The 11,473-nt window shown below is 37.8% G+C and carries 10 protein-coding genes; all 10 read left to right on the plus strand.

Annotated elements, in window-relative coordinates:
* Nucleotides 1-8 precede the first annotated feature (8 nt).
* The 10 genes from ACERC5_RS05230 to ACERC5_RS05275 all read left to right on the plus strand — a co-directional run bounded on the left by ACERC5_RS05230 (nt 9) and on the right by ACERC5_RS05275 (nt 11,347).
* Nucleotides 9-1,019, plus strand: coding sequence for a glycosyltransferase family 2 protein (locus tag ACERC5_RS05230; RefSeq protein ID WP_373658743.1), 1,011 nt, complete (start codon nt 9-11; stop codon nt 1,017-1,019).
* A gap of 1 nt (nt 1,020) precedes the next feature.
* A complete protein-coding gene (locus ACERC5_RS05235; protein ID WP_373658742.1) occupies nt 1,021-2,259 on the plus strand; it encodes a glycosyltransferase family 1 protein in 1,239 nt (412 codons plus the stop codon).
* Nucleotides 2,252-3,229: a glycosyltransferase family 2 protein gene (locus tag ACERC5_RS05240; protein WP_373658741.1), complete on the plus strand. Its 978-nt coding sequence runs from the start codon at nt 2,252-2,254 to the stop codon at nt 3,227-3,229. Before ACERC5_RS05235 ends, ACERC5_RS05240 begins: the two co-directional genes overlap by 8 nt.
* Nucleotides 3,230-3,277: 48 nt before the next feature.
* On the plus strand, nt 3,278-4,726 hold the full coding sequence (locus ACERC5_RS05245) for a DUF2142 domain-containing protein (protein WP_373660324.1): 1,449 nt from the start codon (nt 3,278-3,280) through the stop codon (nt 4,724-4,726).
* A 10-nt stretch (nt 4,727-4,736) separates the two neighbouring features.
* Nucleotides 4,737-7,244 carry an LTA synthase family protein gene (locus ACERC5_RS05250; RefSeq protein WP_373660325.1) on the plus strand — a complete coding sequence of 836 codons (2,508 nt, stop codon included), beginning with the start codon at nt 4,737-4,739 and terminating at the stop codon, nt 7,242-7,244.
* A 120-nt stretch (nt 7,245-7,364) separates the two neighbouring features.
* Nucleotides 7,365-8,504 carry a lipopolysaccharide biosynthesis protein gene (locus ACERC5_RS05255; protein ID WP_373658736.1) on the plus strand — a complete coding sequence of 380 codons (1,140 nt, stop codon included), beginning with the start codon at nt 7,365-7,367 and terminating at the stop codon, nt 8,502-8,504.
* A complete protein-coding gene (locus tag ACERC5_RS05260) occupies nt 8,501-9,487 on the plus strand; it encodes a glycosyltransferase family 8 protein (RefSeq protein WP_373658735.1) in 987 nt (328 codons plus the stop codon). Before ACERC5_RS05255 ends, ACERC5_RS05260 begins: the two co-directional genes overlap by 4 nt.
* A gap of 24 nt (nt 9,488-9,511) precedes the next feature.
* Entirely contained in the window at nt 9,512-10,234 is a 723-nt protein-coding gene (locus ACERC5_RS05265) for a glycosyltransferase family 2 protein (protein WP_373658734.1), read from the plus strand.
* Nucleotides 10,234-10,590: a DUF2304 domain-containing protein gene (locus ACERC5_RS05270; protein WP_373658733.1), complete on the plus strand. Its 357-nt coding sequence runs from the start codon at nt 10,234-10,236 to the stop codon at nt 10,588-10,590. The genes ACERC5_RS05265 and ACERC5_RS05270 overlap by 1 nt, the downstream gene beginning before the upstream one ends.
* Nucleotides 10,580-11,347, plus strand: coding sequence for a glycosyltransferase family 2 protein (locus tag ACERC5_RS05275; protein WP_373658732.1), 768 nt, complete (start codon nt 10,580-10,582; stop codon nt 11,345-11,347). Before ACERC5_RS05270 ends, ACERC5_RS05275 begins: the two co-directional genes overlap by 11 nt.
* The last annotated feature ends 126 nt before the right edge of the window (nt 11,348-11,473 follow it).

Here is an 11,473-nt window from a genome sequence, read left to right on the forward strand (position 1 = left end):
TTCCTGAGATGGCAGACGTCATGGTTTCAATTATTTGTACGAGCTATAACTATGCCCAATACTTGCCACAAGCTCTGGATAGTTTTTTGGCGCAAGAAACAACGTTTCCCTACGAGATTATTGTTGTTGATGACTGTTCTACAGACCAATCAAGGGAGGTACTAACAGATTATGCCAGTAAGCACCCTGATCTTATTCGCTTATTTTTTAATGACAGTAATCTAGGAATTACCAAAACATGGGTTGCTATTTGTCAAGAGGCGCGTGGCAAATACATTGCACGTTGTGATGCGGATGACTATTGGTTGGACTCGTTGAAGTTACAAAAACAAGTAGACTTGTTAGAAGCCGTTCCTCAGTCCAAGTGGTGTAATACTGATTTTCATATAGTTGATGAATATGGGAATATTGTTTACGAGCATGTCTTTATCAATGGGCCAATCGACTATGCTAACACTTATGCGAAAATGTTGGCCACTAAAGGCATGACCTTACCATCATCTTGGTTAGTGGAGACTCGGCTTATGCAAATGGTAAATGCAACGATTGATCCGAATGCGGTTGATGATACATTTAATATTCAACTGGAATTATTTCAACATATAGAGCCACTCTTTTTGCCAGAAGCAACAGTGGCTTATCGCATGACACAAAATTCGGATTCTAGACCGACTGACCGTGAGAAGATTCGCTATCGTGTTGAAGGTTTGAAGAAGACACAGTTGGAGTACTTAGAAAAATATCCAGATAAGGATATTTTAGAAATCGCTCGTCTGCAAGTGGAGAGAGAAGCATGGCAAGAGATGAGAGCCTTTGAACAAGCTGATATGATTGCCTATCGTGATCAAGATATTCTGAATCTTAAAGAGCAACTCCTAAATGCCGAGACAGAATGTCAACGTTTGACTGACCAATACGGCATTTTATTGGGCAAATATAATCGTGTGATTACATCTCGTCGATGGGCAATCCCAAGTCGGATTATAGCTCTTTTAAAAGGACAAAGCGGAGAGGATTAGAATGGTATTTGATAAAATTGTTAAAACCTATCGTCAAGAGGGGGGGCAGGCTGTTTTACGAAAGTTAAAATGGCAAGTTAAACACCGTCTGATTGGTCAAGCTGTATCGACACCTTCAAAAGTATCAATAGACAGATTACCTGCTATGCCCCAATTTGAGGATATTATTGCTGCTGATTACCTTAATCAGCCTTATCAGCGGCCTTCTAAGGTAAAAAAAGATAACCTATCTATCGCATGGGTATCTCCTCCTGTTGGTCCTGGAGGGGGAGGGCATACGACGATTTCGCGTTTTGTTAACTACCTGCAGAGCAAAGGACATCAGGTCACATTCTATATTTACCACAATAATACGATTGAGCAGTCTTCAAAGGAAGCTCAGGAGATTTTCAAACGTTCGTATGGCATTGATGTTGCTGTTGGTGATCTCTCGTCTTTTGGTGAACATGATGTGGTCTTTGCTACTAGCTGGGAAACAGCTTATCCTGTTTTTAACCTTAAGGGATCAAACCTTCACAAATTTTATTTTGTTCAAGATTTTGAACCAATCTTTTTTGGGGTTGGTTCACGTTACATGCTAGCTGAGGCAACGTACAAGTTTGGTTTTTATGGGATTACAGCCGGCAAATGGCTAACGCAGAAAATCAGTCAATATGGTATGCCTGCAGACTATTTCGATTTTGGGGCAGATAGTAATATTTATCGTCCAAAAGGTATTATTAAAAAAGAAAAGAAAATTGCTTTCTATGCTCGTGCTCATACTGAACGACGTGGTTTTGAGCTGGGAGTGATGGCCTTGAAAATTTTTAAAGATAAGCACCCTGACTACACCATTGAGTTTTTTGGTCAAGATATGTCTGGCTACAGCATTCCGTTTGATTTTGTTGATCGAGGCATTCTAAACAAAGAAGAGCTAGCCAAATTGTACCAAGAAAGTGTGGCGTGTTTGGTCTTGTCTTTGACAAATGTGTCTCTCTTGCCTTTGGAGCTTTTGGTAGCAGGTTGTGTCCCTGTCATGAATACAGGTGACAACAACACGATGGTGCTAGGTGACCTAGAAGACATCGCCTATGCGGAAGCCTACCCAACAGCACTCGCTGACCAACTTTGCTCTGCTGCAGAGCGGGAGGACAAAGAAGATTACGCTAAGGCTATGAGTGATAAGTACGAGACCTTGTCATGGGAGGAGAGTTATCGTAAAGTGGAGGCTATTATCCGTCGTGAGGTGTTAGATGTCTAAGATAAAAGCAACGGTATTTATCCCTGTTTACAATGGAGAACATGACCATTTGGAAGAGACTTTGACAGCTCTTTATCAGCAGCAAACAGATTTTGACTGGGATGTTTTAATCACTGATTCGGGGTCAAAGGACAGGTCTGTTGATATTATCGAACGTTTTGCTCAGACGCACGGTAATCTCAGACTGATTCAATTAGAAAAGAGTGAATACTCACATGGAGGTACACGTCAGATGGCTGCCGAAGTGTCTCAAGGTGAGATTATGGTTTACCTCAGTCAAGATGCGGTGCCGGCTAATTTTAATTGGTTGACAGAGATGCTTGCACCTTTTGCTATCAATGATAAGATTGTTGCCGTTTTGGGGCGTCAACAACCTCGGTTAGGCTGTTTTCCGGCCATGAAGTATGATATTCAGACTGTTTTCCGAGAGCAGGGGGCTGATGATGCGGTGACTCTGTGGACTAGGACAAATGCCGAGCAAAAAGGACTATACACTAAAGAATCCTTTTATAGTGATGTTTGCTCGGCAGCGCCACGTAAATTTTTGGTTGATACAATTGGCTATCGCCCAGTGAAGTACTCTGAAGATTATGAATACGGCAAGGACATTGTAGACGCTGGTTATATCAAAGCTTACAACGGTAAAGCTGTTGTCGAGCATTCCAATGACGTTCTTTTGTCAGAGTATCGTCAGAGAATTTTTGATGAGACCTATAATGTTCGTCTTAATAGTGGCGGACATGCTCATCCTGTCTCTTTCGCGTCTCTTATTAAGGAAACACTCAGAGGTAGTCTGAAAGATATGTCGAAAATTCTCAAAGATAAAGATTATTCATGGAAACGAAAACTCTATTGGACTTTTATTAATCCGCTCTTTCACTTGGAGAAATGGCGTGGTATTCGATTAGCCAATCGAGTGGATATGACTAAGGACAATAGCCGTTATTCATTAGAAGAACAAAGAAAGTGAGAATATCCTGTGTTTCAATCTTCTCAGTTAATAAAAAAAGCAATTTTTATGATCATTGGTTTGCTAATTGTTTTTCTTGCGCCAGTTACGTTACCAATACTGTTTGATTTTCAGTATGATATCCGCTTTTCTTGGGTGGTGTTAGGTATTGTACTTTATTTTCTAGTAACTGATTTTACTCAAGCAAAGAGATTGGCTAGAAATGCTTTTTTGTTCATTACTATTTTTGGAACAGTGGTTGCCTTAATCAGACCTGTACAGTATGCCTTAGATGAAGAAACGCATCTGAAGAACACGATTGGTTTATCTGGCAGCTTTTTTTTCAAGTATGATAAAGAAGAGCTGAAAGATTACGATGCTGTTTTTCGTCATGATCCGATTCGTAATGCTTCGAATTATCAAGGCAAGGATTATTTTGATGCAGTCGAGCATCAAGACAGTACAGTAGCTGGTGAACCGGTTGGTTTTGATAACCCCGCTTACTTACCAGGTACAATTGGCTGGAATTTGGGTGAGTTGCTTTCAAGTAAGGTAAAGGTATCCTATTATCTCGGTCGCATAGGAACAGTTATTGCTTATGCCTTATTAGTTTTCTTTGCCATTCACGCGAGTAAAGTCTATAAGGAAGGCATCTATCTACTGGGAACTTTGCCATCAGCTTTATACGTTACAGCTGGTTTTCACTATGATTATTTATATTATGGCGTTAGTCTGCTGTTTATCGCGCACTTGAGCAATATCCTAGCTGGTTATGAGAAGTTAACCCTGAAAAAAACAATGCTTCTGCAAGGATTGGCCTTCTTACTGGTTTTTGCAAAATTTCCCTATGTTTTATTAGCTTTGCTTCCCTTATTTGTTCCTAATAAATACTGTTCGGAAAAACAAGTTAAGCCATTTGCTGCTATTAATTTCTTGCTAATCATGATTATAGCAGTTGTTTACTCAGGGATAATTAATGTTTTCAAGGTCTCAACATTTGCATCTGAACAATCCCCAGGAATTGGTTATTTTCTGACACATCCCTTGCCAATTTTACGAACACTGGCTAGCGCACCGTTTGTACTTGTTGATCACTTTATCAGTCGTCCCCTGCAATACATCACCCACGATTCAGGCTTCTTAATGTCGATGACAGTTGTATTATTTTTTACCATGTATATCTTGGTGAGTTTGAAAACACAAATTCGTCTCCCGTGGTCTTTTCAAGTGTTAACCGGTGGACTGCTTATCGGAATTTCTTTGTTGACGATTTATGCCATTACAGGTGACCCGCGTGTTTATCACAAAGGTGATGTTTTTGTTGGTGGTGTGCAGGGACGTTACTATTTCTTTCCTTTGGCAATCTTGCCGCTTTTCTTGAGTGATTGGATTCATCGAAACTTTAACTTGTCGCCACTTTCTGAGGAAAATAATCAGAAGTTTGTTGCCATTTTACAGTATGTCAATACATTTTTGATGATTTTGACCATCAGTGTTGCCCTATATACTCAGCTCTAGGAGTTTTCTTATGTTTATTGATGATCGGCAAAGAAGTCAGTTGCCTGGTCTACTTAATTATTTGTTATTAAATCGTTCGAACTTAGCAACCCTAGCTGGTTTATGCTTTGTTGCTCTAGCCTCTATCCCCCTTTTTGTTTACCAGGTGCTCCAATCCCTGTTAGAGTTAGACATTACCTCTCGTCATATACAACTACTCTCTAGTCAGTGGTTATTTCCTCTTTGCTTAGGTATCGTTGCATTAGCCACAGCTCTATCGAGTGGAAAATGGCTTTTTCAACTGTTAAAACTAGCTTTTGTTTATTACCTTTATCCCTTGTTGAGCGGTCTAGTGACAACCGCTTATTACGTTAATGATCCTGAAGCTAATTTGAAAGAGTTAGCAAGTCAGTCACACCATCAGCACTTACTATTGTTATTTTCTTTGTTAATTGGGCTTGGAGTCATCTGCCATCGTTTTTTGCCACGTTTTTCCTTTGTTAAAGGAGAGATTGTATCAGATTTGGCGCTAGCTGTTTTGTTTGCCTTATTACCGTTACAAGATGGCCGATTGCTGACAATCTTATCGCCTAACTTTATGCGATTACTTGATGATGGTATGACCGTATCTCAAGGTATTTGGCAAGTTTTTCTACCGATTTATGTGGTGTTTGTCATTCTTGCTTATGCGCTAACGAGAGGACTTAGTGGACTGAGACAAAATCGTGGTCATCTGGGCTTAGCTCTATTTACTAGTTTTGCCTCGGCAGTTGTGCTCAATCTTGCCCTTCAAGAAGCCTATCGTGGTGACGGATCTTATTATGGTTACATTATGGCACCTGGTGCCATGAGTTTTCAGATAACTTTTTTCACCCTTACTTTCTTGATGATTTACCTGCTGGTCAATCGTTATTTTCTTGGCACTCTTTTGATATTGCCCTTGGCTGCTATTATAGCAGTTGCCAATGAGATGAAGTTCACCATGAGGGCAGAACCATTATTGATTACAGATATTGCATGGGTCAAAGAATTGAGCTTTTTAGCAGGATTTATTGCCCCTGCAACGAAAGCCAAGTTGATCATCGGTCTGCTACTAGCAGTTGGTGCTTATATCTTTCTAAGACGATGTGTGCTAAAAGGAAAGTTAGTCAGAACTTGGATTGGGCGCATTAGTCTCGCTGTAGCTTTTCTCCTGTTTTTTAATCATATTTCATCAGTTTTCAAAAAAGAAGAGCATTTTAAGGTTGCTGATAATGTTCCAATTATCTCACGCCTAAACAATGAACTTGATTTAAACTGGCTTGGATTCGATATGGCGGCACGTTATAAATCATTGGCTTTTGTTTGGGTTAAACAGCTGACCAAGCCAGTCATGGATAAACCGGAGCAGTATAGTCAGGAAACATTAGCTGACTTGGAAGAACGATACCGCAAAGAGGCAGAACAGATAAATGAGGACCGTCAAAATCGCCTAGAAGATCAAACCGTAATCTTTGTGCTAAGTGAAAGTTTGGCAAATCCAGAACGGATTGAAGGGATTAACCTATCTAAGCCTGCCCTCCCTTATATCACCTCTTTGACAGAACAGACGACTGGCGGATTGATGTGGAGCGATTTCTATGGTGGTGGTACAGCCAATCTGGAATTTCAATCCCTCACAGGATTGGCCTATGAACTCTATTCACCATCAGTGTCTATCCTCTATACGGAGGTTGTGCCTAAGATGAATTACCTACCATCAATTAGTCGCCAGTACGCTCCTGACCAGCGCTTTGTTATCCACCCGTACGGTGCGACTGGTTATAACCGCTCGGTCTTCTATAATTCCTTGACATTTGAAAAGTTTCTTGCTTTATCTGGTTCAAAAGATAGTATTGAGAATCCGGAGTATCTTGGTGTTCATATCAGCGACAAGACCACATATGACAACGTCCTAAATCTTTTGGATAAAGATCAGTCACAATTTTTTTCTGTTATCACTATGCAAAACCATGCGCCATGGTCAGCTAGTGAGCCTGCTGCTATGACTGCACAAGGACCAGCATTCACCGAAGCTGAAAATAATAATTTGACGAGCTATGCCCGTCTGTTATCCCATACAGATCTAGCAACAAAAGATTTTTTAGAAAAATTATCAACTTTTGATCAAACTGTGACGGTTGTCTTCTATGGAGACCACTTACCAGGCTTATATCCACTGGATATTTTTAAAGATCAACCAGACAATCAGCACCTTACTGATTACTTCATTTGGACAAACAGAGACCCTAAGCGTCGCCTTAATTACCCGAAAGTTGGGGCTAATAACTTTATTGCAGAGTTGCTAGAGCATACGAACTCTAAGGTCACACCTTATCAGGCTCTATTGACTCGTTATTTGCAAGAGGTAAGTAGCCAGACAAGTAACTTGACGGAAGAACAGGAGGTGGTACGCCGAGATATGCAGTTGCTCCAATATGATATCACCGTCGGCAAAGGTTATCTTAGTCGCCATAAAGATTTTTTTGAAGTCAAAGGTGGCAGAATTTCAAGAAAGTAGGAAATAATTATCAAAAAAAAGAATTATATTTGGAATACTATCGGTACAATATCCTCATCAGTTGTATCAATTTTAATGTTATTATTTTCAACTCGTTTTTTATCAGCTAGTCAAACAGACATGTTTAGTTTTGCTTATGCTCTAGCTCAACAATTTTATGTTTTAGGGTATTTTTATATTCGTAATTTTCAATCAACGGATACAAATGAAGTTTATTCTTTTGAAGCTTATTTGCTAACAAGAATTTTTACGGTTCTAGTAATGGTTATAACTGCTATTGGATATTTATTTTATACAGATTATAACTATAATAAAGTAGTAGTAATTTTAATGTTAATTCTTTATAGAGCATGTGAAGCAGTCTCGGATGTTTACCAAGGTTTTTTTCAACAACAGTCGCGTTCGGATTTATCAGGAAAAATCCAATTTGTAAGAAATGTTGCTACATTGATTGTTTTTGGAATTGGATTAGCACTTACGAATGAGTTGTTGCTATCTAGTTTTTTAGTTTTTTTAGTTAACTTTGTTCTCATTTTTCCACTAGATATTGCCATTCAAAAGAAAGAATTTCCAGATTATATTCTAAAAAGCTTTAAATTTCATCATTTAATATCAGCTTGGTCTATTTTAGGAGCCTGCTTTCCTTTATTTATTAATGGGTATTTGATAACAGCTATATATAATGAGCCTAAATTAGTTATTGATAATTTACTTGAACAGGGACTCTTAAATTCAGGGATACAACGAGATTTTAATATTTTGTTTATGCCGGTATTTGTTCTATCATTGCTATTTTTTATATTTAGACCATTTACAACTCAACTTTCAGAACATTGGTTAAATAATGAGCAAACCATTTTTTTTAAGAAAGTTAATACCTTTTTTGGAGGTATGGCTTTGTTATCTTTATTAATAATAGCTTCAAGCTTTATTATTGGACCTGAGATTCTTGGAGCAGTTTATGGTATAAACTTATCAGAGAATAGATTAGCCTTGACCTTGTTGCTTGTTGCAGGTGGATTAAACGTTTTGTCTATGATTGTAGATATAATATTAACAATTTTTAGGAAACAAAGGTATTTATTACTGGCGTACTTATTAACATTTATCGTTTCTAAGATAATTACTAAAAATATGATAACTAGCTTAGGTATTTTAGGAGCTGCACAATCCTTTTTGTTAGTCATGATGTTTTATTTATTGCTTAGTATTTTGATTTATACGATTGTACGATGGAATTTAAGAAAGGGTAACCAATGAATATTTTATTTACATTAAATAATGGTTTTGTCCCACAAGTTGCAACATGTATCTGCTCTATTCTAGAAAATAATAAGTTTTCAAAAAAAATAAAGTTCTATTTAGTTTCGGACGGTATTTCTGATATCAATAAAAATCTTTTGAAGAATTTTGTGTCGTCATATGGGCAACAAATATATTTTATTGAATTAGGCAATATAAAAAATTATTTGGATTTTACAGTGGATACAAATGGCTGGCATCCAATTGTATTAGCTAGATTATTTTTAGATAAATTATTACCAGATGATATTGAACGAGTTTTATATTTGGATGGCGATACTTTGGTTTTAGATGATTTAGAAGAGTTATTTGAAACGAATCTTTTTGGAAATGTAATCGGCATGTCTCCTGAACCAACTGTGGACAAACAGCGAAAATTAGATTTAAAATTAAATAATCGCCTTTATTGTAATGCGGGGGTATTATTAATTGACTTAAAAAAATGGCGTGATGAAAATATAGGGAAACAAGTGTTATCTTTTTATGAGAAGCATAAAGGTAGACTTTTTGCTAATGATCAAGACGCTTTGAATGGGGCATTAAGAGAACAGGTTTATGTCCTATCTATTCGATATAATTTCTTTAATATTTATTGGTCGTATCCGTATCATGTCTTGAAAAAATTGACGAAACCTATAGACTTCATGTCTGAGCAGAATTATCATTTAGCACTTAATAATCCGGTTATTATCCATTTTTTAGGAGAAGAGCGGCCATGGAGAAGAGGGAATCATCATAAATTTAGTAACCAGTACCACCGTTATTTATCGAAAACACCTTGGAAAGATACAGAAATGGAGACTGGATGGGAATTTTATTTTAAATGTTTTTATTTATTCAATAATGTAACTCGTTTTTTTCCCATGTTACGTTATAAAATTATAAATTCACTTATTCCAGCAATGATGTCTTATCGTAAAAGACAATTAAAAAAGAAATAGTATTGTCTAAAAAATGGAGAAAAAATGAAAATTTTGTTAATTATCCCAGCCTATAATGAAGAGGCTAGTATTTTACAGACGGTTCAGTCCATTTTAGACCATCAGAAAGAATTGTCCTCAGAGCTTCAATTAGATTATGTGGTCATCAATGATGGGTCAACCGATAGGACAAAGCAAATCATAGAAGACAACAGATTAAATGCTGTTCATCTCGTCATGAATTTAGGTATAGGTGGAGCTGTTCAAACAGGCTATCGTTATGCTTTAGACAATGGTTATGATGTTGCTGTTCAGTTTGACGGCGACGGTCAACATGATATTCGCTCGCTCCGTGTCTTACTAGACCCTATTATTTCTGATCAAGCAGACTTGGTTATTGGGTCGCGATTTGTAGGAGAAGAGGTCTCAGAATTTCAAACAACCACGATGCGTCGTTTTGGGATTAGCGTTATTTCAAAAATGATTAGATGGACAACTGGTAAAAAAATTTATGACACAACATCTGGTTATCGATTAGGGAATAAAAAAGTGATCGCGTATTTTGCAAAACGCTATCCGAGAAAATATCCAGAGCCTGAATCAATTGTCCACTTATTGAAACGAAAATGCCGAGTGATGGAAGCTCCTGCTAATATGTTTGAACGTCAAGGTGGCGAATCATCAATCACACCACTTAAATCTATCTGCTATATGATAGAGGTTTGCTCCTCTATCTTGATTGCAGCCTTTATGAAGGAGAGTGAGTAATGCCTATGTTATCTCTGATCATGTTTCTTGTGGCGCTAGGTTTTTTGTATCTGGTCATTCGGCAAATCAATAAAAATGCCTTGCTCTTTGAGCAGGCTTTTATCTGGTTAGTGATTGGCTTGGTTTTACTGCTTATTTCTCTCTTTAATGGCATTCCGATTTGGATTGGACGACTGCTTGGCTTTGAATTGGTGTCTAATTTCTTGCTTGTTTTAGCGGTTTTCTTTCTCTTAGTGACGGTTTTCATGCACACAGTGATGATTTCTAAGCAAAAAGAAGACCTGAAATGCTTGGTTCAAGAAGTGTCACTCTTGAAAAAACGGTTGAAAGATGTGGAAGAAAATAATGGCAACTAATCATACCTATGTCATTTGTGCTTATGGAGATAGCCCTTATTTGTTGGACTGTATACGTTCCTTAAAAGCTCAGACACTACAATCGGAGATTATTCTTTACACAAGTACGCCAAGCGATTATATTTATCGGATTTGTGAGACTGAAGCTATTCCCGTCTTTACTCGTCAAGGTGGCGGTATCGGTAAGGACTGGAATAATGCCTTGTCTTTTGTTAAAACACGCTATGCTACCATTGCACATCAGGATGATGTCTATCTTCCTGAATACGGTCAAAAAGTTTTGTCACAAGCTAGAGAGGATAGTCTGATTTTATATTCTGATTATGCTGAGTTAAAAGATAGTGTGGAGATACCTGCTAACACGAATTTACACATCAAGCGATTGATGTTGAGATGCCTTGCCATGTTTCCACAGGTAAAATGGTGGCGATACCGCATTTTGGCTTTTGGCAATCCCATTTGCTGCCCAGCAGTAACCTATGATTTGAAAAATGTAACAGATTTCCAGTTTGATGAGCAATTAAAGGTATCACTAGACTGGTATGCTTGGTACCAAATCTCGCAAAGACAAGGGCTATTTGAATACATTTCAGAACCTCTGATGTTTCATAGAATCCATGAGGAGTCGGAGACGACTAATAACATTGAAAATAATAACCGTACTGCTGAAGACTACTTCATGTATAAACTTTTTTGGCCTAAATGGTTTGCTAAGTTGTTGCTTCGTTACTATGTTAAGAGTCAGGAAACAAATTAGTTGGGCTCTTTGTCAACTGTAGTGGGTTGACCCACTTAACACCGAGAGAGGACAGTTCTTGTCTTCTCTCGTTTTATGTTTATGGCAATGAAAATGCGAGTTTTGTCTTTTCAAAGTTTCTGAAAC

The organism is Streptococcus sp. E24BD (assembly GCF_041807825.1).
Lineage (GTDB): Bacteria > Bacillota > Bacilli > Lactobacillales > Streptococcaceae > Streptococcus > Streptococcus entericus.